Origin of the sequence: uncultured Maribacter sp., assembly GCF_963974015.1 — a bacterium.
Classification (GTDB): domain Bacteria; phylum Bacteroidota; class Bacteroidia; order Flavobacteriales; family Flavobacteriaceae; genus Maribacter.
On record NZ_CAXBBZ010000004.1, the window covers coordinates 67,344 to 89,757 of the forward strand.

Genomic DNA, 22,414 nt, shown 5'->3' on the forward strand with positions numbered 1-22,414 from the left:
TGAAAGAAATTGAGAGATTTTCATTAAAAAGATGTTAAAATTGAAATAATCGGTAACATTATCAATTTTCAAGCGTCTTTTTAATAATTCATCATCAATCAATTATTAATCAATCTTCAGAATTTCTGGAGGAAAAACAAAAAGTCATGAGAAAATTAAGTTTAGTAGTGGTAGCTGTAATGCTACTTGCAACAGGTAATGTATTGGCAAACAATACAACAGGTGAAAACCCTACAAAAAGTCTTTCAGCACAGATATCAGCAATGTTATCAGAAAATAATTTTTCTGAGGAGCAATCTGATTTAACAGCTCAAGTTCGTTTTACCTTAAATAATGAAGGCGAAATTGTTGTGTTATCTGTAAATACAGATTTTGAAAAAATGGAAAGCTTCGTTAAGAATAAACTAAACTATCAAAAAGTAAATCTGAATGAAGTGAAAGAAGGTAAAGTTTATACTATTCCAGTTCGCGTAAAAGCTTAACCTTATCAAAAGGTTATGAATGAAAATCCTGCTACACTATGGTGTATCAGGATTTTTTCTTGTTTTTATATTTTACAGGAGTAATAGCTTTGTCTACATTTTTTAATTGTTTGCTTTTGAAATCTCCTTTATGCTCTCTTTTTTCGGGACTTTTTTTGATTGCTTTATCTGCAACTGGGGTCATGCCTAATAAAACTTCACCAGGAGTTTTTGGATTATCCTTAGTACCACGTAAGTAAATAACAAGACCATTTAAGAAATTACGTAATACCTGATCACCACATTCCATATAATTAGGGTGGTCTTCTTTCCTGAAAAATGCACCTAATTCACTCTTTGAAATTTTAAAATCTACTAATTGAAGTATTTCAACGATTTCATCATCTCTGAATTTTAAGGCTACTCTTAATTTTTTAAATATATCGTTATTGGTCATGCCACTAATTTTAAGGTCTGCAAGTTATTATAAAATTATATACCTAATGGTTTGTGTGTTGTATTTTTTAATGGGAAGCCATACTTTATAAACGATTTACTCCCTTGATATTTAAATCTGATATTTGAAAAGAATATTTTTATCGGTCGTTTGAGTTTACATATGAAATGGAAACATGTTATGAAATATACGATTGCTTGAAATTTTGAGTTAGTATTATGAATGTCAATATTTTACATTTATTTATGCCAACGGAAAAAGAGAAACTTAGTATTTTATCGGAAATGATTGCTTTTGCCAAAGTCAACAATGAGATAAAGCAAACGGAATATGACTTTCTTTTTTCTGTTGCGCAACAATTAGAAGTAAGTAAAAAAACCTTCGATGGTTTATTTTCACAACGAGTTGAGCACATAATACCTAAATCACAGTCTGATCGAATTGTTCAGTTTCATAGATTGTTGTTGTTGATGAATGTTGATGACAAACAAGAAATGATTGAGATAAAACGAATACATGATATAGGGTTGAAAATGGGTTTACCACCTGGTGCAATTCAACAGGTGTTAGTTATAATGCATAAATACCCCGATAAAATTGTTCCGCCAGATTTGTTGATAGCTATTTTTAAAGCGCATTATAATTAAGACCACGAGATAAATTCGGTATCAATTTTTGATAAATCTCTTTTATTCTCGATATTCAATTTTGCGTCTTCGCGCAATTCATTGATTTCTATTTCAATATCTTCTAACTGATTAGAGTTTATTACATGATATGTTAGTGTTTTAAGCATGTGCATCAATTTTCTCATAACAGTTATATCATGTTTGCAATATTGGCGATAAGTGGCCATAACATTATAAAGTACTTCTGAAAAATTAGGACATTTGGTACTAGACCAATTAACACTATCTGAATCGCTTACATATTCATATTCCCATTTTTTCATTAAAACAAGAAACAATGAAGTAAGATAATCAATGGTATTTAAAGCAGTGCCTGGGTCGTTTATTCCAGGTGACATTGCCTTAACGCCTATCTCTGATATTTGCCTAAACCCATAAATATAATTTTCACCCATTAGTTCTTCATTATTAAAAAGTAAGGTGTTCATTATATTTTCCTTTAATTTTTCATCAATCGGTTTTTCGGTTAAAAGGCCTATTGTGCCATCTAAGATAAATTGACCTTTAAATAGATTAATTACAACCTTAGTGTTATTTTCCTTGCATAGCTTTAAAAGATTATCGTGGAGTATTCCATAAAAATATCCCGATGAGGTAATTTCGTATTCTTCCCAATTTTCCGTATTGGGAAAATCTAAAGATTTTTCTTTTTCTTGTTCAATTATATTTTCAATTTCAGCCCGTGTTCTTTCGTGAATATCTATTAGGATATTACCCACTTGTATGGCCTGTGAAATATGGTGTATGAAATAAATAAACGACGCTAGGCACAATACAGTTAAAATGATGCCTATTAATACTGAAAAACCTGGGGTTTGATAAGAATTCTCCGTTGGCTCTATTGAGATAAGAATAAAGATGTTGTAAAGTATGGTTGCAATGTATTGGCCTAATACAAATTGATGTTTTTCATCTGATATAATACCTGGTAAAACTCTTGGTGAGAAATTACTCGAGGCTTGGTTTAATAAAACCATGACCATCGAAAAGCTAAAAACAGTTAAAGAAAACAAGCCCCCAATTAATGTGCTTAATATGGTTTTGGCTGTATCCGTATTATCTATTACCAAGCCAGGTGCTACGTCTATTAAATAGCTAGATATATTCACTTGCTCCAAGTAAATCATAAAGAATGCTAAAGCTAACCCGGCTATTGAAATTATGGTTGGTAGAAAGGCAATTTTATTGCGTATTTGCTGTACGAAGTTGATCAGTCTATCCATGAGTTGAGTTTCGATATAAAACTAGTTAAAAAAAAGCCTGAATAATGGCTGATTCAATCAAATTAGAGACTCAAAATCATAGCGAATGTCAAAATGACATAAATATAAACAAACAACAAGACATTATGTCGCAAAAAATGCATTGGTATATAGTTTGTTCTATTCAAATTAATTAATAAAATAATCTTTTTAAAATATACTATTATGAGTTTAACTAAGAGAAATGAAGTATTGTTTCCAGCTTTAATGAACGAAATCTTTAGACCAGATTGGTTCGGTGGCACGCATAATGAAACAACCGCAATGCCAGCGGTTAATATTAAAGAGAATGAGGAAAATTTTGAACTGGAACTTTTTGTGCCAGGTAGAAATAAAGATGAATTGATTATCGAAATAGATAATTCTGTTTTGACTGTTTCTTCTGAAATTAAGAAGGAGGAAGAGGAATCAAATAAAAACTTTACAAGAAGAGAGTTTACGCTTTCATCTTTCAAAAGAGCTTTTACCCTTCCTGAAACTGTAGCCACAGATAAAATTGAAGCTACGTATATTGACGGGGTTCTAAAATTCAATCTTCCAAAGAAAGAAGAAGCTTTGCCAAAACCAAAAAGAAAAATCGAATTGTCTTAATCATAAAATTTTTTAGGTTGGTTTGAGTTGTTTGTTTAAAGTGCTTTGAGTAATCAAGGCACTTTTTTTATGGTAAAGACTCGGTTAAAATTGCCAAACACGATAAAATTCCTTCCCTATAATTGCCTAAACGCAAATTCTCGTCAGGCCCATGTATGTTGTTATCCGGATTTGGGATTCTAATGGATACTGCAGGTATGTTAAGGGTTTGTATAAATGGGGCCATTGGTTGAGAGCCGCCTGTGGTTCTCATGTTAACTACGTTGTCTCCAAATACATTTTTAAGTGCCGAGTTTAAAAATTTCCCTATATCGGTGTCCATATCCGTTCTAAAGGGTTTTGAACCTATTCGGTAGTCAAAAGCCGCAAGTTTCTTAAAAGTGGCCCTATCTTGATCATTGGGTACAGAATCAACCAAATGATAGCCTTGCTTTAAGATATGATTACGTAATAATCCTAATTGTCTTTCTGCAGGTGTTTCGGGTACTAGTCTCATGTCTATTTCAATAACAACATCTTCCGGTATTAAGGTCCGTACATCCTTACCTGTGTAGGCAGCTTTGAGGCCTCTTATGTTTAAGCTAGGAAACTGTAAGGCTTCTTGGTAGGTAGGGGCCACTTTTTCAGAGCTGAATATACCTAGTCTATTATTTAGACTATCATTGTTTTCAGGTATCATAGCCAGTAAATGTTTGTCGCGGTCGGTTAAAATGACACCATCATAAAACCCTGGTATTTGTACAATTCCTCTGTCATCCTTTAAACTGCTTATTAATCGTGAAGCTTCAAAAACCGGATTAGGTGCATAATTTCCATATTGACCACTATGAAGTGCATATTTTGGTCCGAATACTTTTATGGTTGCAGTGGCAATTCCTCGAGCTCCATAAGTCAATGTTGGTAAATTTGAAAGGTGTCTTGTTCCATCCATAATAAAAAGCATTTCAGCACTCAACAAATCTTTGTTTTCTAAAACTGCTTTTGGTAAATCTGGAGAACCTAATTCTTCTTGAAAATCCATAATCACTTTTATGTTGTATTGCGGATTTATGTTTTGCTCTTGAAGAATTTGTAAAGCGGAAATTAATGACATTGCCGGACCTTTTGAATCGGATGCAGAGCGCGCAAAAATTCTCCAGTCATCATCATAAATATTTTGTATCGAAGCAATCTCTATAGTGTTCCAAATTCCATTTTTGAATTCTTTAATTCTGGGTTCAAAAGGATCGGGTTGTGACCAAGCGGAAATGTCAACCGGTTGCCCATCAATCTGTAAATAAAAGAGAATATTCTTGTAGTTTTTATTATAAATTTTTTCTGCAAAGAGGAGGGGAGCCCCCTCGGTTTTTATGGTCTGGGTTTTAAAGTTTAATTTTCTAAAAACGCTATCGCACCACTCTTTGTTCTGGTCGATTTGTTCTGGGTAATTACCATCATTTTGTAGTTTTAAAAAATGGTGTAAATTCGTAAAAGCTACATTGAATTTTTCATCGGTAAGTGATTTTAATTCTTCCCTTTTTAAGTTTTGACACTGGCTACTATAGCTGCTTAAAACACATACGAAGAATACTGCTAAAACTTTCCAATTTTTCATTTTGTATAGATATAAATTGATTTAGTCTTGTCTAAAAATTATATATAAAATACTATTAAACAGTGTTTTATGCATGTTTAATTTAAATTTTAATTTATATTTTTTGGAAAAATGAAATTTTCGCTAAAATCGGACTCATTCTTGTTCTTGTAAAGATTTTATTTCGTCTCTTAACTTCGCAGCTTGCATAAAATCGAGCTCTTTTGCAGCCTTTTCCATAGCCTTTCTTTTTTCCTTAATCATCTTCTCGACTTGCTCTTTGGTCATGTATTCCAAGTCAGGTTCAGCGGCACGTAATTCTTCTTTTATGAAGTGATAAGTTGAGACCGAATTCTTGGATAGAACATTGTCCAGACTTTTGTTTAAAGCTTTTGGAATTTGACTATTATCGGTGTTGTATTTTATCTGTTTTTCACGTCTATAATTTGTCTCGTCAATCGTTTTTTGCATGCTATTTGTTATCTTATCGGCATACATAATTGCCTTGCCATTTAGGTGTCTTGCAGCTCTACCAACGGTCTGGGTCAGTGATCTATTGCTACGTAGGAACCCTTCTTTGTCAGCATCTAAAATTGCGACTAAGGACACCTCTGGAAGGTCTAATCCTTCACGTAATAAATTCACTCCAATGAGCACATCGAAGATTCCTTTTCGTAAATCTTGCATGATTTCAACACGTTCTAAAGTGTCTACGTCACTATGAATATATCTGCATCTCACGTTAATTCTATCGAGATATTTTGCCAGTTCTTCGGCCATTCTTTTGGTCAAAGTTGTGACTAAAGTTCGCTCATCCTTTTCAACCCGCTGATGAATTTCCTCCACCAAATCATCTATTTGATTTAGACTTGGTCTTATTTCTATAATGGGGTCTAACAAACCAGTTGGTCTAATTACTTGTTCAACATATACACCTTGACTTAGTTGTAGCTCGTAATCTGCAGGTGTGGCACTAACAAATAAAACCTGATTTTGTAGTGCTTCAAACTCCTCAAATTTAAGGGGTCGATTATCCATTGCAGCTGGCAAGCGAAACCCGTAGTCAACTAAATTTACTTTTCGCGATCGGTCACCACCATACATCGCGTGTACTTGTGGTATGGTCACATGACTTTCATCGATGACCATTAAATAATCATCGGGAAAATAATCTAAAAGGCAGAAAGGTCTTGTGCCAGGTTCTCGGCCATCTAAGTATCTAGAGTAATTTTCTATGCCAGAGCAATAACCAAGCTCACGTATCATTTCTAAATCGAAATTTGTTCGCTCCTCTAGGCGTTTTGCTTCGAGTGGTTTGGCTATATCTTTGAAGTAGTCGATTTGTTTAACTAAATCGTCTTGAATACTATGTATCGCATTCTGTAAGACATCTTTAGAGGTGACGAACATATTGGCCGGGTAAATTGTAAGTGTCTCGTAAACTTCTATAATATTATTGTTAAATGGGTCAAAAGCCTCTATTTCTTCAATTTCATCACCGAAGAAATGAATTCTATAGGCATGGTCGGCATAACTAGGGAAGACATCTACAACGTCACCTTTTACTCGAAAGTTTCCATTCTTAAACTCAGCCATTGTTCTCGAATACAGCGATTGAACCAATTGATGCATTAGCTTGGTTCTAGCAATAACTTGGTCTTTTTTAATGGAAATAACATTTTTTTGAAATTCCACTGGGTTTCCAATACCATACAGGCAAGAGACCGAGGCAATAACGATTACATCTCTTCTGCCCGAAAGTAAGGAAGAAGTCGTACTTAGTCGTAATTTTTCAATATCCTCATTAATCGAAAGATCCTTTTCAATGTATACACCGCTAGTGGGTATAAATGCTTCTGGTTGATAGTAATCGTAGTAGGAAACAAAATATTCAACCGCATTATCCGGAAAAAACTGTTTAAACTCAGAGTAAAGTTGAGCTGCCAAGGTCTTGTTATGAGCCAATATTAAGGTAGGTTTTTGAACTTCTTCAATAACATTAGCTACCGTAAATGTTTTTCCTGAGCCTGTTACTCCTAATAAGGTTTGATATTTTTCATCTTCATTCAGTCCTTTAACCAATTCTTTAATGGCATTCGGCTGATCTCCTGTCGGCTTAAATTCTGATACTACTTTGAATTTCATGTTTGGTAATTCTCTTTTTTGAAGTCTAAACTGAATCGCTTAAAAACTCATACTGCATCGGTATTTGCAAGTGGAAACTAATTAAATATCCATCATGCTGATACTTAGTATAAAAATACGAAAGACGAATTTTATATTAGACGTAAGCCCGTACGATTTCTATCACCTTTTTAAAGAAAAATGACCAATAATTTCTTGTCTATTAAGAAAATTTGCCCTAAACCAGTAATCTGACTCAGGCAAAGCCTTATTGTTGAAAGTTCCGTCCCAACCTTTATCATTTGGATTAATTTGTTTTAGTAGTCCGCCATACTGGTTGAATATAAAAATTATGTCAATTACAGATTCGAAGTTTTCTGGCGGAGGAACAAATTGCCAATAATCATTGATGCCATCTCCGTTTGGTGTGAAAAATGCGGGAAAATCATTGGACACGATATCCCTATCTACCGATCTTTCCGTAATTCCACAACCATTTTTATCGCGTACATAAGCAATATGTGGGCCATGTGGAATATTGTTAAAAATTGGAATATCTTGATAAGGCCCGTCTCGGTTGTCTAAAGCATATTCATATTGACCGTCGCCTATAGTAGAAATGGTAATTGTTTTACCATTTATAAAATTGACAACTTCTATCGCTGAAATAGTAGCTGCTTCAGATGCTACGATATCAATAAGTTTAGAACTGATACATTCGATAATACCATTATCGGTGGTGATAGTATTATAGGATTCAAATCGATATCTACCAGGTATGGAAATGTCTACACTTCGTGATTGTGATAATAAAGATTCTTCACTACCGCTATTGGTGAGATACCACCTGAAACCGTCGGCATCATCATCTGTAGTAATCGTATATGGCAGTTCATCACTGCAAATACCTACAATGTTGGGTAGGTTGATTTGTGGAGCACGGTATACTAGCTCGCCTGTATTTTCATTAACATAGGGGTCACAAACGTATAATGCAAAACTTGTGGTAAAGACTTCTTCAAGACACGACGTAGCAGTACCGATATCGTTATACGGAACAATGCGTACATAAATTGAAGAGTTTTGCGGTAAGTCTTCCGGTGGGTTATAACTTAATACATTCTGTACATCTAAATTATCGACAAGGTCGGTTCCGTTTGGTGTGGTACCCATAGATAGCGTATAGCCGTTAGCGCCGGGAGCATAAGACCATTCTAAATCGGTTATTATAGTAACGCTACTAGCGTTATTGTCCGGCGCTATCAAAATAGAGCAAGATGGTGCAGAAGTTGTTTGGATCGTAGTAAAGGAGATTTCTTGACATGCAATAGGTGGTCCGTCAAAAGGTACCAAGCTTAAAGTCGCATAAAGCCTCGTATTGTTGGGAAATCCTAAAGGCGGAGTATAAGATATGTCGATGCCTACAGGTTTTCTATCAAGTATGTCATTTCCCATCGGTATTGTGCCAATAGACAATAAATACCCATTATAGCCTAAAGCTTCAGGCCAAGTTAACGTAGCGTCTAAGGGTACGTCGGTCGCTCCATTAATAGGATAGCTAAATGTTGGACAGTCTTGAGCTGATAATAATGGGCAGATCAAAAAAATGCCCAAGTACTTCAGAACGAGAAACATTTCTTTTAAATTCATTTATATCAAATTTTTAATTTAGCGTTTTAAATTAAAATGACCTTTAATTACTTTTTTGGAAAATGACACTGCTTTAAACCAATAATCGGTTTCAGGTAATTCTCTACCATTGAAATTTCCATTCCAACCTTTGGTTTTAGGGTCTAGTTGTGCAAGTAAATTTCCGTATCTATCGAATATAAAAATAAACTCAATATTAAGTTCGCTACTATCTGATTCATTCCTTAGCTGCCAAAAATCATTTATTCCATCACCATTCGGTGTAAAAAAAGGAGGAAAATCCTTAATTGAAACTTCTTTTTCGACAAGACGCTGAGTAACACCACATCCGAATTTATCACGAATATATACAGTACGTTCGCCAGGTTCAAGATTTGTGAAAATAGCACTATCCTGAAATCCACTATCACGACTTTCTAGCGAATATTCATATTCACCATTGCCTGTAGCTACAATTTCTATTCTTAGGCCGTTGGGTTCTCTTGAAACTATTACATTTTCTATTTCGGGTAATTCTGAGTCAACGACTTCAAAATTTTTAGAAACTGGGCATTCTATACTAGCTCCAAATTCCGAAATAATATTATAAATTTCTAAACGATAAAACCCTACTTCATCAAACTGTAGCTCTCGATTTGTGGATAAAAGATTTTCAGTACCATCATTATTAATTTTTATCCACCTATAACCACGAGCTATTTGATTACTAATTATGGAACCAAACTCTAAGTTTGAGCACAAAGAGACTTTGTCTGGTATTGTAATAATTGGAAAGTCATTTGGATTACATTGCACTGTGGGTTCACCTGTAGTGAAATATTCTTCACTGCATAAAAGGGCATTACCGTTTTCATTGAAAGGAATTACTCTAACATAGATGGATTGATTTAATTCAAGATTATTTTCTGGTTTATATGAAAGTATATTACCGGTTTCAAAATTTTCAATAATATCGTAGTTATTAGGTGATGTACCTAAAGAAATGAGGTAATTGGTAGCGCCTGGGGTATAATTCCATTTAATATTAGTGTCTACACGAACTCCTGTTTCTTGGTTTAAGGGTGAGGCTAGTGTTGTGCAAACGGGTGGATCGGTTATGTTAACGGTAGTAAAAATTTTTAGTGGGCAAACTTTAATTGGAGCGTCGGGTAAAAATAGGCTGATAGTTACATAAATTATGGTGCTTTCCGGTAATCCAACGGTAGGTTGGTAAAAATTATTTAATCCAGAAGAACGTCTGTTTATAATCTCTCCTCCACCAGGTGTTGTTCCTAAGGATATTAAATAGCCAATAACACCATCAACGGGAGTCCACTGAATTAGGTTGCCTACAGGTACATTAATGTCGCCATCTAATGGAGATGTCATTGTTGGGCACTGTTGGGTATAGCAAAAAGAAGAATATAACCCAATACAAAGGCATATAGTTAATATGATTCTTTTTTTACCCATAGGTTCACCTCTTTAAGCTAAAATGACCTTTAATTATTTTATTATTATTTGATATTGCCTTAAACCAATAATCGGATTCCGGTAGTGCTCTTCCATTAAAATTACCGTTCCAACCAACTGAAGTTGGTGTAATCTTTGCTAAAAGTGCTCCGAACTTATCAAAAATCCATATGTTCAATACATTGTTTTCACTGGTTACTACAGGTGGTATAAATTGCCAATAATCATTGACACCATCTCCATTAGGAGTAAAAAAATTGGGAAAGCCTTCAACAGTCACATCTTGTTCAATGATTTGATACACACTGCCGCATCCTCCTTTATCACGAACATAAACGGTATGATTTTCAAGGGTTATCCCATTAAATCTGTTACTATCTTGATATGGCCCATTTTCATTGTCTAGAGCATATTCATAAATTCCAGATTCGGAGGTCAACACTTCATAATTATTTGTATTGAATTGATTGGTAACCAATATATTTTCAATGACAGGTGCTTGCGAGGCTTCTACTGTAAAGGGTTTTGAGGAAGAACATTCAAATGATCTGCCTGAGTCTTCGAATACGGAATAGACTTCATAAACATAGTCACCAACTTCTGAAATAGAAACTTCTTCCGATGACGATAGTAATATTTCATTTCCTGTACCGTCGACCTTGAACCATCTATAACCATCAGTTTGGTCGGTTGCAGAAATTATATTTGAATCATTATCTAGACAAATAGTAACGGTATCGGGAAAAGTTATTTCGGGATTCAAGACTTGTAATTCACCACTTAATGGGTCAAAGTATGGACCACAGCCAAGTAAGGTAGAAAAGGTCTCTTGTGCACAGCCTACAGCATCGCCGGCATCGTTAAATGGAATTATGGTAATGAAAAAGGTGCGGTTAGGTTCAAAATCTATGACTATGGTAGATGTTTTGAAGAATATCGCATCTTCTAATATGTTAGACTCAAAAGGAGATGTGCCAATGGTAACTCTATAGCCTATTGCATTGGGAACTTCGTTCCATTCTAAAACCGGACTTAAAGGAACGTTGGTTTCCCCATCTAATGGAGTAATCATTGCAGTACAGAAGGGTAGATCTGCCTTTGGTGCCGTATTAAATATAGAGGAGATACAGCCAACAGACAATCCTATTCTATTATAAGGTATTACAGAAATATATAAAGTCGTTTCCTCAGGTAAGTCTGCAGTCGGATTATAGCTTAAGGTATTGCCGACGTCAAGATTATCGACTATTTCACCTCCATTCATTGATCTGCCAATGGTTAGGAAATAACCTGTGGCACTCACAGAAGCATTCCATGTAATATTGGTTGCAGTATTAATATTGAATGCATTTTCTTGTGGAATATTGAATGTGGTACATTCTGGAGCTTCACTTAGTATGGCTGTTGTGAAACTTTGACTGTCGCAAACAATATTAGGTTGATTAAAAAAGAAAAGAGTAATTGTTACATATATTTCTGTGTTCTCTGGTAAACCTGTTGATGGAGTGTAGCTGTTCGATGCTCCTAAATTCTGTTCGTTCAGAATATCGGTTCCGCCTTCTGTTGTTCCCAAAGACAAAATATAACCGGGCACACCAGTAACTTGTTCCCATCGAATAGTCGAATTCAATGGTACTAATTCAGAACCGTTTAATGGATTTAAAAGAGCAGGGCAGTCTTGCGCATTAATTTGAGAAAAAGAAATGAAAAATACCATAAAAGTTAATGGCATAGCCAAAATCTTTGGTAATGATATATTCCAATTCTTTTTCATAGCATGTTCGTAAACAATACAATATACTACAAAATGAAAATTTACGCTTTCGAAATAGTGTTAAATAGGAATAAAGGTCAATCTATCAGTAGTACTATAGGTCTCGTTTTTTTAGTATAGCGTATGAACCATAAATAAAAATTGTTGTCCAAATCATTACAATTAGAATTTCATACCAATGAATAGCATAGTCTAGGCTCAATTCTTCACCCATTTGGTTTACGACAGATTGTACGGCTCCCAATCTTGAAAAAGGTTCTTTGATTAGGTTGAACATCGCTTGTAGTGGAAAAAAGCCCATTATAGCATCTGTAGTTTCACCATCAAATAATTTCCAACGGATAAGACCTCTAACGATTCCTTCAAAAACTTGCCATAGAATTAAAAAGCCTAGAGCGAATGCAGACCTTTTAACCAAAACTCCTAAGAACAAACAGAAGGAAAAGAAACCTGTTAGTTTGACGAAAAATGCTACCAAAAACTCTAGGTCAGATAGAATTATGGAAATTTCATTATAATCCGAATAAGCCAATCCCAAAATCAATGAAACAACAAAAACAAAAAGGGTAGAAATCAGTGAAAAGGAAATTACGGTCAAGAATTTCGAAAGGATAAATTCCTTTTTAGAGAGTCCGTCAATTAAGTTCTGCTTTATGGTTTTATTGCTGTATTCATTTGACATCATCGAAACAATTACAATTGCCAAGAATAGTTTGAAGAATGCCGTAATAAAGGTGTTGAAGTGCCATATGTAGGGAAAATTAAATATTCCTTGGTCTGCCAAATGAAATTGAATAGGGCCAATATCGAACTTAATGGCTGCAAACAAAGCTATAGAAGTTAATAGAGTGAAGTATGAAATAATCAACACCTTACTTGCTCTATTATTCCAAAGTTTTATGAATTCTATGTGTAGTAATCTTATCATTGTAGGGGTGTTTTAGGCTTTTGCGTTTTTAGTCAGTTCTAAAAACTGCTCTTCTAGACTTTCTTTTCTTTTAACCAAATGAGAAACTACGATACCGTTGTCCACCAATAGTTTATTCAACTTTTGGGCATCTAATTCAGTATGTAGAAAGGCTATGAATAAACCATTTTCTATTTTTATTTCACCGAAATGTTCATTTTCATTTAGAAAAGAATGTAAAGAATCCATATCAGAAGTTTTGAGTTCAAAAAAGCCAAAGCTTGCTTTTAAACTATCTACTCTGCCGGAATATAATTTCTCTCCTTTTCTTAATATGATAACATGGGTACAAACTTTTTCTACTTCATCTAATAAATGAGAGGCTAATAATATTGTGGTACCCTTTGCGGCAATTGTCTTGATGATTTCGCGTATTTGATGAATTCCTTGAGGATCAAGACCGTTGGTGGGCTCGTCAAGAATTAATATTTCTGGGTCATTTAATAAGGCAGAAGCAATGGCCAAACGTTGCTTCATTCCTAACGAAAATGTTTTAAACTTGCTATCTTTTCTATCTAGCAGCCCTACTAACTCTAGCTTTTCTTCTATTTTATTTTCCTCCACGTCTTTAATTTTACAGACTAATTTTAAATTCTGTAAAGCGGACATGTAGGGGTAAAAGTTGGGGCGCTCAATAATGGCGCCGACTTTCTTCAATGCTTCATGGGTTGAGGCCTGACCATTAAACCAAGAGAATTGACCACTGGTTTTATTCACGACATTTAAAACGATGCCAAGGGTAGTTGATTTTCCGCTTCCGTTAGGACCAAGAATGCCATATACATTGCCTTTCTCAATAGTAAATGATAAATCTTTTACCGCTGTGAGGTACCCGAATTTTTTAGTAAGATTTTGTACTGTTAAAATATGGTCCAAAGTATGTTGGTGTTATTGATTGATATACCTAGTTGACGAAGAAAGCCTAACTTTGTTACAGCTAACTTCATCAAATTTATTTCAACACCATGTCAGAAGAACGATTAATGTCTAAAAAAAAACCTGCTTACCCTGTCAATCAAGCTCTAGATGATTATTTAGAGCATTATAGCAGAAAGATAGAAATTCCTATTTTTTATGATGATCTACTTCGTTTTTCAGGTTCTGTAGTCGTGTATGATAACAATGATGAAGATACCTTGTGGATTCGCGCTTATTATTCTGAATTCGATAGAAAGGAAATTGATGATAGTTTAAAAAAAGTATATTCAATTTTACATTCTGATGGTAGTAATAATATTAACCAGTATTTGAATGTAGATGCGGTCGACTTTTGTACGTTCGGTAATTCTAAGCCTTTTAGGATTAAAATCCGTAATATTCTTAATGACAACTTCACGTATTTCTATATTAAGAAAACAGATGCATCTCGTATTTATGGGTTAGAACTGGAGCATATGTTGTCTCCTTATAACCTTAACTTTTTAGTGTATAAAGATACCTTAATTGAAGAGCATATTGCTGGTATACCTGGTGATGAGTTTATAAAAAATATGCTGCCAAAATGTACTGAGCCTGAAAAAGCACAATTGGCCAAGGAATTTGTAAAGTTCAATGAACGTTGTATGATTCGGCTTTTAGGAGATATGCGTTCCTATAATTATGTAATAGTGCCGACTCATGATTTTGACCATGTAGTATATAAGATTAGAGCTATTGATTTTGATCAGCAATGTTTTGAAGGTAAATTGAAAGTATATCGACCACAATTTTTTAAGGAAAACTATAAAATGGTAGAGTTGGTACGTAGTAAGTTAAAAAGTGATTCAGTAGATCAGTATAAATTGGAGGAGCGATCTATGGTAGCGAAACGTATTTTGAGTTCTGGAAATAGAATTAAAAAATTACGGGCTATTTGTAAGACTGATGAAATTTCTACGCCTGAAAATATAGCCATGCTTAGAGAGCAAATAGAAGTGCTTACTATGGATATGGATTTTAAAAGTTGCACCACTATGGGTCAAGTACTCGATTTAGCCTTGAACTTTGTGCGTCGTAATTATGAGGATGTTAGTATGAAACAGATTATCGAGAATAATATAAAAATATAATATGAACCCAAAGATTTTTTTGGTGGCCAATTGGTTAAATGAAAAAAGAGGATGATATAAAATATTCATCCTCTTTTTTATTTCTTGTCTATTGATATAGTTGCTCTTAGCTTTTCTGTTCCTTATTGAAATATACTAGATAGTAGTACATTTGTCTATCTTCATCCCAACCTTTTTCAACAAATTTTTCTGCAGATTCCGGATTGATGAAATCTAGCTTTATCTGTATATTGGTGTCCAAGTTAATAACGTTTTTAATTTTCTTTCTTGCGTCAGATACGGCCTTGTTAGCAATATCAAAATTGGAAACATCCTGTATGCTATATTTTGGACCTTTTTCTGTTTTGTAATGTTTGAATTCTGGAATTAATTCTGGGTTTTCCATTACTTCATTCAAAAACGTAGACTCTTCAAAAGAATCATTTTTTGCAAAATGGTTCACTGCACGGTTCATGAACAATACTTCTTGTTGTTTGTCTTCTGCAGGTAATACCACATCTTTTGCAAAATTTTGACAGAATTTCAAGTAGTTTTTGGTCTTGAAATTGTCATCTGAAAGAGGGTCAACACCTAAGAAATTTTCTATCCAATATTTGGTGTCATACTTGTTGCTGTCCACAGATAAAACCTTATATCCTTCCTCTTTATCTACATTGAAAATTAAACAACCTTTATCTAATTTATTGATGTTTATACCTTGTTGTATAACAATATCTAGGTTGCTATCCTTTTCTTCAAACTGAATAAAATCGTGCTTTAATTCGCTTTTAAATATGCCAATTGCATCAACTTTCTGGTTGTCTAATAATAGACCTGTTAAGTAAGCCACATAAACTTCCCCACTTTTAATGTGTGGGTGATTTGATTGCTCGAAAAGGAGTGAAGCGATTTTTTTAGAACTCAAATGAGCTTTTGAATTATCTGTGAAAACTTCAGTTACTATTTTATATAGTTCGTTGAACTCAACATCAACATCATTAGCAAGCTTATAGTAATTTTCCTCTTTTTCTCTAAAAGGTTTGAAAAAATATTCCTTTAATAAACCAGTGGTTTCATCATTTAATCTGAATGGTTCTTCTGAAAGAAAAACACCTTCGTTTTTATTTTTATTGCCCACTCTATGTATAGAAATACTTTCAATTTGGGTGGCATATAAGTTGATCATAGAATGTTCTTATTTATAGGATTGTTCTTTAAGGAAAATTCAATTTTTAATTACTACCGACTAATTCCAATTTTCATCAAAATCTAAATCGTCATAGTTTTCAAAAGTATCATCAAAATCAAAGGCACTATTTTCAGCTTCGAAGTTTTTTTCTGGTGGAGTTTCAGGTAATTCTCCAAACGAGAATAATACATTAGGATAAGAACGACCATCTTCTTTTTCTTCGATATCGGCAAGTTCAACAAAAAATGTCCACATATTCATGAAATCATAAACATAAATTAGTTTAGGATTGTCTTGAGTCATGATATCTTCTAAAAAAGATTCATTCATTAAACGAACATCAGACCCAGATTCACTCATATCAAAAAGTGCAATCTCTTCTTCTTGTTGCCATTCATCGTTACACGTATAAAAAGAAGCCATTTCATTGCCTAAAAATCCAAACGCTTGTGTTATGGCATTGTGAAAATCCTCTAATGAATTATGCGCCTCAATTTCTAAATCTCTGAAAATATCTTCCTCAGCGTCTAGAATTATACGAATTTTATAAATCATACCTTATTTTTTGCGGGAGGGCAAAGTTACGAAGTTTTGCTAATTTTTCTAGGCTTTAATGCATCTAAAACTATATAGAATTGTACCCCGAAAAGAATCGAAGCTAATACAAGGTGTAAAGGTTGACTACCAAAGGGAAAATTCAAATAGTTCATTGCTATACCAGTGAATACTTCTACAACCAATATGAAGAGAACCCAATAGATTTTAATGTGCCCTAAATTTAATTTAGTTATTCTAAAGGCTAAAAAAGCATTGAGCAACAAAACTAAAATTGAAAAAGACCTATGCATGTAAAATAATAATAATGGGTCTTTAAGCCAACTGCTTTTTGCATCATACCCGAATGAATCTATTTGCTCATCTACAAATTGTCGTACTTGTGTACCCATGACAATTTGAACGAGCGTTAGGCCTATTGCAAGAATACTGAGGTTGAGCGTAAGCTTGTCAAAATGAATAAGCTTATTCTCGGCATTGGCTAGATAAATAATATACAGCAGCATAGCAACTATAACCAGAGCCATAAGCATATGCACTGTAATCTTTGCGGGTTCTAAAACTGAATAAACGACTGTAGCACCTAACCAAGCTTGAAAAACCATGCCGAATACAACTAGCCATGATAGTATGGGTATTCGTTTTTTCTTTTTCCAAAATTTGATAGAGGTAATGGCAAGTAATAATGTAGCAAGACCTGCTAATGCGCCGAAAAGTCTATTGATATATTCTATCCAGGTATGCCAAGGGTTGAAAATTGCATAGTCATGTTTAGTATATAATTCCCAATTATTAGAATTGAAGGATTTATTGGTTTTGAAGGTTTTTTTAGATATCTGTAAAGTCTTATCCTTTATAATTACTTGACCTTTTTCGAATAATCTATCTGGCTGCCATTTTAGCACACTTTCATCGGTTGGGGGTATGTAGTAACCAAAGCACTTAGGCCAATCTGGGCAACCCATGCCACTACCCGTCATACGAACGACAGCACCAGCAATAATTACTAAATAAACTAAAACTAAAGATATTTTGGCGATTTTTCTAAATGTAATATCCATTCTATTTGTTGATATGAAGGCCTAATTCTTCACCCTTAAGATACATAAATTCTTGTGCAGCTTTATACTCATTCGGTATTTCTCCTTCTAAAATAGCTTCTTTTATAGCTTCTTTAATAATACCTATTTCTCTCGAAGGTTTTAGAGCAAAAGTTGCCATAATTTCTTCTCCGCTAATGGGTGGTTGAAAATTACGAACATGGTCGCGTGCCTCTACTTCTTCTATTTTTTGTCGAACCAGTTTAAAGTTCTGATGGTATTTTTTTTGCTTCTTAGGATTCTTGGTAGTAATATCGGCCTCGCACAAAGTCATAAGATCTTCAACATTGTCACCAGCATCGAAAATAAGCCTACGAACTGCAGAGTCGGTTACAAAATCTTCAGAAAGTACGATGGGTCTTGAACTCATTAAAACCATTTTTTGAACAAATTTCATCTTCTCGTTCAAAGGCATGCGTAACCGTTTAAAAAGTTTGTACACCATTTTAGAGCCTACAAATTCATGACCATGAAATGTCCATCCAATTTTTTTGTGAAATCGTTTTGTTGGTGCTTTACCAATATCATGTAATAAAGCCGCCCAACGTAACCATAGGTCATCGGTAGCTTTAGAAATATTATCAACTACCTCTAAAGTATGCCAAAAGTTATCTTTATGCTTTTGACCTTCAATTTCTTCTATGCCCTGTAAGGCTGTGAGTTCAGGAAGTATTAACTCTAGAAGTCCGGTTTTATGTAAAAGCGAAAAACCTAATGATGGTTTTTTACACAACATAATTTTATTAAGCTCATCTAGAATACGTTCGTTCGAAACAATTTTTAAACGGTCTTTATGTTCGGTAATAGCTTGTAGCGAGGGCAAAGCAATTTGAAAATTTAATTGTGTAGCGAATCTAATTGCTCTCATCATCCTCAAAGGGTCATCTGAATATGTAATGCCAGGTTCCAGGGGAGTTTTAATAATTTTGCTCTCAAGATCGGCTATACCATTAAAAGGGTCTAAAAGCTTCCCGTAATTAACTTTATTAAGAGACAGTGCTAAAGCATTAATAGTAAAATCTCTTCTTTTTTGGTCGTCTTCTAAAGTGCCATCTTCTACGATAGGTTTTCTACTATCGCGCTGATAACTTTCTTTTCGAGCGCCAACGAATTCTAGTTCTATACCTTCACTTTTTATCATGGCAGTACCAAAATTCTTGAAAACAGATACTTGAGGTTTGCCATCTAATTTAGAGGCCACTTTTTCGGCAAGTTGAATTCCGCTACCAATGGCAACAACATCGATGTCTTTTGGTGTAGTTCTACCTAAAAAGTAATCTCTAACAAAACCACCAATAACATAACACTCTACAGAAAGTTCTTCTGCGGCTTCTGAAATGATTTTGAAAATAGGATTGTTTAAAGCGTTATTGTGACTCTCTTGCATGTTCTTATTCTCGAATGATCTTCACAGTATTATCATTAGATAATCTAATAATAGATGATGCGGAGCTATTCTGTTTTTCTCGGTGCAAATTTACCACATAGTCTACACCTGATAAAATGGCTTTGTCTATATTTTGAAAACTTTTAGGGGTACTTGTACCAGATATATTGGCGGAAGTTGATACAATAGGTTTTTTAAATTTACCGATTAAGTATTGGCAGAATTTATCTGACGCTACTCGAATAGCCAAAGTGTTATCAGATGCGATGAGATTTTCTGCCACACCACGAGGTTTGTCGTAGATTATTGTGGTTGGTTTTGTGGCTAAGTCAATAAGGTCGTAAGCAAGTTCAGGTACTTTTTCAACATGTTTTTCAAGCATAGCATCATTGGAAACAAGACATATTAATGCTTTGCTGTCATCTCGTTGCTTCAGTTTAAAAACTTTTTGAACTGCTTCTTTATTGGTGGCATCACAACCAATTCCCCAAACGGTGTCAGTAGGGTAGAGTATGAGTCCGCCATTTTCAAGAACCTCTATACACTTATTGATTTCTTCTGTCATAGCTCTTCTAAAAATTATTTAAAGAAATGTTTCTGGTTTAATATTAAAATGATGGGTTAATGATAACCATTGAGTTCTGTTTTTGTCGCCACCGATATTCGATTTTTTAAGGGAGTATTTTTGAGACCCTAGAATTGGAATAGGTGTTTCGGCTCTATTTTTAGCTAATATGGAATTCGTTCCATTTAACAATGCCATTGCTTTAAACCAAAGGTCATCGGCTTTAGGGGCCAATGCTAAGAATAATTTAGAATTTGTGGTAGTATCCGAGAGCTTTTTAGGAGGATATAAAACTCCTTCTGCTCCGATAGGGATTACTGCAGATTTATTATATGTTATTCCATCGTCATAAATCCAATTCCTATAAGGTTGTATTTCACCCTTTTTGGTATATCGAATATACCTGGTCTGATTTCCAATAATATCATTAGGATGTAATTTATGTTCCTCATAAAGTAATTGAAGCCAATTAGAACGGTACATCATATCATCATCGCAAGTAATAATAATGTCTTCTGGAAAAAGCTCAAGGCTATGAATTAATTTTCTGTGGGAACATGTTAAATCGGAAAACATGATTTGGAATAAATCAGATTCCAACACGCTTAATTTATTTGGTATTTTATTTTTTAAAGATTCATGTAGCCAAAGTATTATTTTCTTTGGTCTCACATCTTGATTTAAAATACTTCGTATAGTTAAATGTAGTGTCTGTAACCTTTCTGGAATAGAAGTTAAAGAAACAATAACAGGTATTTCTTCTTTTGTTTCAGAAAGAATACTTTTAACCGAAAGCGATGAAAGTTTAATTGAAGTGTAAATAGATACAGGTATTTCTTTCAACTTCATTTTACAATGCTGTTATTTGTCGTTTATTAATGTAGACAGTCTTTTCAAGTTCAAAGATAGATAAGACTTTTATATTTTTGTGGTAATTTGAAACGCAGTATGGAGATTCCTAAAATAAGTATCATAGTTAGTACATATAATGCCGAAGAATGGTTAAAGAAGGTCCTCTGGGGTTTTGAGCAACAAATTTTTAAAGATTTTGAAGTTGTCATAGCTGACGATGGTTCGAAAGAACCAACGAAAGAAATGATTGCAGAAATGTCTAAAAAGGTTCATTATCCTATTGTACACGTGTGGCAAGAGGATGATGGTTTTCAAAAGTCAAAAATTCTAAATAAGGCAGTAACTACTTGCTCTGCCGATTATATTATAATGACCGATGGCGATTGTATACCTAGAGAAGATTTCGTTCAGGTTCATTATATCAATAAAGAACAAGGGTATTTTATTTCTGGTGGTTATTATATGTTGCCCATGAATATATCTAAGTTGATCACACTAGAGGATATTGAAAAACAACGTTGTTTTAATATTCAATGGTTGAAAGATAAAGGTATTCCGCAAACTTTCAAGAACAACAAACTTACTGCTCATGGATTTATTTCTAAAATTCTGAATTGGATTACACCTACCAATGCAAGTTGGAACGGACATAATTCATCTGGTTGGAAAAAAGATATCGAGAATGTAAACGGATTCGATGAACGAATGCAGTACGGTGGTCAGGATAGAGAATTAGGTGAACGACTTTTTAATTTCGGGTTAAAATCTAAACAACTTCGTTATAGTGCCGTATGTGTACACTTAGACCACAAAAGGGGGTATAAGACACCAGAATCGATAGCAAAAAATGTGGGAATTAGAAATACGACTAAAAAGGAGAAAAGTGTATGGACGTTTTACGGCATTACCAAGTAATACGCAAGTTCGTTCTTTTGTTCAAGTTTTTTAAGTTCCCTGTAGCGTTCTAAAACTCCAAGTGAATTTAAGTGACAAATAATAAAACCTTTTTTGCCATCTAAAAAGCCAAGGCGCAATATATAATGGTTAAAGAATTTCCAACTAGTTTTTGCAATCATCATTGCATAACTATATTTCTTTTCTCTGTAAAATGATTCAATAGCTTTTAACCTACCGTATTTCAACATTTTACCTTTGTAATCTTCGTGGTTTTTGTAGCAATAATGGATTAGTTTTTCCTTTAAAATGCCAGAAGTTCCTTCAACATCTAAAGTTTCATGCACTATTTTACAATCTGAAAAAGATGCTTTACTTTTTCTGAAAAGTCTATAGTTCTTATCTGTTTGCCAACCGCTATAATTCAACTTTTTATTCTTGAACATAAATTGGCGATAAAACCAAAATGCAGATATCTCAGTATCGTTAGAGACTGTTTCTGAAATTTCCATCTGTAAAGAAGTAGAAACAATTTCATCAGCATCTAAAAACAATACCCAATCATTAGTTGCTTGTTTTAAAGCAAATGATTTCTGAGCTGTAAAATTTTCAAACGGATTTTGAATAACCTTTACTTTTGGGTGACTCTTTAAAAATTCATAAGTTCCATCGGTACTGAAAGAATCGACTACAATAATTTCATCAGCAAAAGAAACGGAATCTAAACATTTTTCAATGTAGCCCATTTCATTGTATGTGATAATTAATGCGGTAAGTTTTTCTTTATTGGTAACCATATAATCCAATTTGGTAGGTTGGCTCTAATTGGAGCGAACAAAGTTATA

21 protein-coding genes are annotated in these 22,414 nt (G+C 34.0%); 5 read left to right on the forward strand and 16 right to left on the reverse strand.

The features are described from left to right. Window positions 1-146: 146 nt before the first annotated feature. Window positions 147-482 carry a hypothetical protein gene (locus AACZ41_RS08870; RefSeq protein WP_339628054.1) on the forward strand — a complete coding sequence of 112 codons (336 nt, stop codon included), beginning with the start codon at window positions 147-149 and terminating at the stop codon, window positions 480-482. A gap of 46 nt (window positions 483-528) precedes the next feature. Here the strand turns inward: AACZ41_RS08870 and AACZ41_RS08875 are convergent, their stop codons facing one another. After that, the gene (locus AACZ41_RS08875) at window positions 529-918 is read right to left on the reverse strand and encodes a DUF1456 family protein (protein WP_339628055.1); all 390 of its coding nucleotides are present in this window, start codon (window positions 916-918) and stop codon (window positions 529-531) included. Between the two features lie 245 nt (window positions 919-1,163). Between AACZ41_RS08875 and AACZ41_RS08880 the strand changes: the two genes are divergently transcribed. Continuing rightward, entirely contained in the window at window positions 1,164-1,565 is a 402-nt protein-coding gene (locus tag AACZ41_RS08880; RefSeq protein ID WP_339628056.1) for a TerB family tellurite resistance protein, read from the forward strand. Here AACZ41_RS08880 and AACZ41_RS08885 read toward each other — a convergent pair. Continuing rightward, the gene (locus AACZ41_RS08885) at window positions 1,562-2,830 is read right to left on the reverse strand and encodes a DUF2254 domain-containing protein (protein WP_339628057.1); all 1,269 of its coding nucleotides are present in this window, start codon (window positions 2,828-2,830) and stop codon (window positions 1,562-1,564) included. The two genes, AACZ41_RS08880 and AACZ41_RS08885, sit on opposite strands and share 4 nt — an antisense overlap. 204 nt (window positions 2,831-3,034) lie before the next feature. On the opposite strand from AACZ41_RS08885, the gene AACZ41_RS08890 reads away from it, so the two are divergent. Then, window positions 3,035-3,460, forward strand: coding sequence for an Hsp20/alpha crystallin family protein (locus tag AACZ41_RS08890; RefSeq protein ID WP_339628058.1), 426 nt, complete (start codon window positions 3,035-3,037; stop codon window positions 3,458-3,460). A 67-nt stretch (window positions 3,461-3,527) separates the two neighbouring features. On the opposite strand, the gene AACZ41_RS08895 is transcribed toward AACZ41_RS08890, so the two are convergent. From AACZ41_RS08895 to AACZ41_RS08925, 7 genes are all read right to left on the reverse strand, one after another. Next, window positions 3,528-5,054 (reverse strand): M20/M25/M40 family metallo-hydrolase, encoded by a 1,527-nt coding sequence (locus AACZ41_RS08895; protein ID WP_339628059.1) that lies wholly within the window; start codon window positions 5,052-5,054, stop codon window positions 3,528-3,530. Between the two features lie 135 nt (window positions 5,055-5,189). Continuing rightward, window positions 5,190-7,178, reverse strand: a complete 1,989-nt coding sequence (gene uvrB / locus AACZ41_RS08900) for an excinuclease ABC subunit UvrB (protein ID WP_339628060.1) — start codon at window positions 7,176-7,178, stop codon at window positions 5,190-5,192. A 162-nt stretch (window positions 7,179-7,340) separates the two neighbouring features. Further along, complete coding sequence (locus tag AACZ41_RS08905) at window positions 7,341-8,807, reverse strand: T9SS type B sorting domain-containing protein (protein WP_339628061.1); 1,467 nt, start codon at window positions 8,805-8,807, stop codon at window positions 7,341-7,343. An 18-nt stretch (window positions 8,808-8,825) separates the two neighbouring features. Next, entirely contained in the window at window positions 8,826-10,175 is a 1,350-nt protein-coding gene (locus AACZ41_RS08910) for a T9SS type B sorting domain-containing protein (RefSeq protein ID WP_339628062.1), read from the reverse strand. A gap of 88 nt (window positions 10,176-10,263) precedes the next feature. Continuing rightward, window positions 10,264-12,033, reverse strand: a complete 1,770-nt coding sequence (locus AACZ41_RS08915) for a T9SS type B sorting domain-containing protein (RefSeq protein ID WP_339628063.1) — start codon at window positions 12,031-12,033, stop codon at window positions 10,264-10,266. Window positions 12,034-12,127: 94 nt separating this feature from the next. Next, a complete protein-coding gene (locus AACZ41_RS08920; RefSeq protein ID WP_339628064.1) occupies window positions 12,128-12,961 on the reverse strand; it encodes an ABC transporter permease in 834 nt (277 codons plus the stop codon). A 12-nt stretch (window positions 12,962-12,973) separates the two neighbouring features. Next, window positions 12,974-13,876, reverse strand: coding sequence for an ABC transporter ATP-binding protein (locus tag AACZ41_RS08925; RefSeq protein WP_339628066.1), 903 nt, complete (start codon window positions 13,874-13,876; stop codon window positions 12,974-12,976). An 89-nt stretch (window positions 13,877-13,965) separates the two neighbouring features. Between AACZ41_RS08925 and AACZ41_RS08930 the strand changes: the two genes are divergently transcribed. Beyond that, window positions 13,966-15,048, forward strand: coding sequence for a hypothetical protein (locus AACZ41_RS08930; RefSeq protein ID WP_339628067.1), 1,083 nt, complete (start codon window positions 13,966-13,968; stop codon window positions 15,046-15,048). Between the two features lie 106 nt (window positions 15,049-15,154). On the opposite strand, the gene AACZ41_RS08935 is transcribed toward AACZ41_RS08930, so the two are convergent. From AACZ41_RS08935 to AACZ41_RS08960, 6 genes are read right to left on the reverse strand one after another with little or no spacing between them, the layout of a single operon-like run. Beyond that, window positions 15,155-16,213, reverse strand: coding sequence for a nucleoid-associated protein (locus tag AACZ41_RS08935; protein WP_339628068.1), 1,059 nt, complete (start codon window positions 16,211-16,213; stop codon window positions 15,155-15,157). 60 nt (window positions 16,214-16,273) lie between these two features. Then, window positions 16,274-16,771 (reverse strand): hypothetical protein, encoded by a 498-nt coding sequence (locus AACZ41_RS08940; protein WP_091622879.1) that lies wholly within the window; start codon window positions 16,769-16,771, stop codon window positions 16,274-16,276. A gap of 26 nt (window positions 16,772-16,797) precedes the next feature. Further along, entirely contained in the window at window positions 16,798-17,832 is a 1,035-nt protein-coding gene (locus AACZ41_RS08945; RefSeq protein WP_339628069.1) for a COX15/CtaA family protein, read from the reverse strand. A gap of 1 nt (window position 17,833) precedes the next feature. Then, complete coding sequence (locus tag AACZ41_RS08950) at window positions 17,834-19,258, reverse strand: HD domain-containing protein (protein ID WP_339628070.1); 1,425 nt, start codon at window positions 19,256-19,258, stop codon at window positions 17,834-17,836. Window positions 19,259-19,262: 4 nt separating this feature from the next. Continuing rightward, window positions 19,263-19,823, reverse strand: a complete 561-nt coding sequence (locus AACZ41_RS08955; protein ID WP_339628073.1) for an L-threonylcarbamoyladenylate synthase — start codon at window positions 19,821-19,823, stop codon at window positions 19,263-19,265. Window positions 19,824-19,841: 18 nt separating this feature from the next. Then, window positions 19,842-20,672, reverse strand: a complete 831-nt coding sequence (locus AACZ41_RS08960; RefSeq protein WP_339628074.1) for a zinc-binding alcohol dehydrogenase — start codon at window positions 20,670-20,672, stop codon at window positions 19,842-19,844. A 99-nt stretch (window positions 20,673-20,771) separates the two neighbouring features. Between AACZ41_RS08960 and AACZ41_RS08965 the strand changes: the two genes are divergently transcribed. Continuing rightward, on the forward strand, window positions 20,772-21,590 hold the full coding sequence (locus AACZ41_RS08965) for a glycosyltransferase family 2 protein (protein ID WP_339628075.1): 819 nt from the start codon (window positions 20,772-20,774) through the stop codon (window positions 21,588-21,590). On the opposite strand, the gene AACZ41_RS08970 is transcribed toward AACZ41_RS08965, so the two are convergent. Beyond that, the gene (locus AACZ41_RS08970; RefSeq protein ID WP_339628076.1) at window positions 21,572-22,366 is read right to left on the reverse strand and encodes a glycosyltransferase family 2 protein; all 795 of its coding nucleotides are present in this window, start codon (window positions 22,364-22,366) and stop codon (window positions 21,572-21,574) included. The two genes, AACZ41_RS08965 and AACZ41_RS08970, sit on opposite strands and share 19 nt — an antisense overlap. Window positions 22,367-22,414 lie beyond the last annotated feature (48 nt).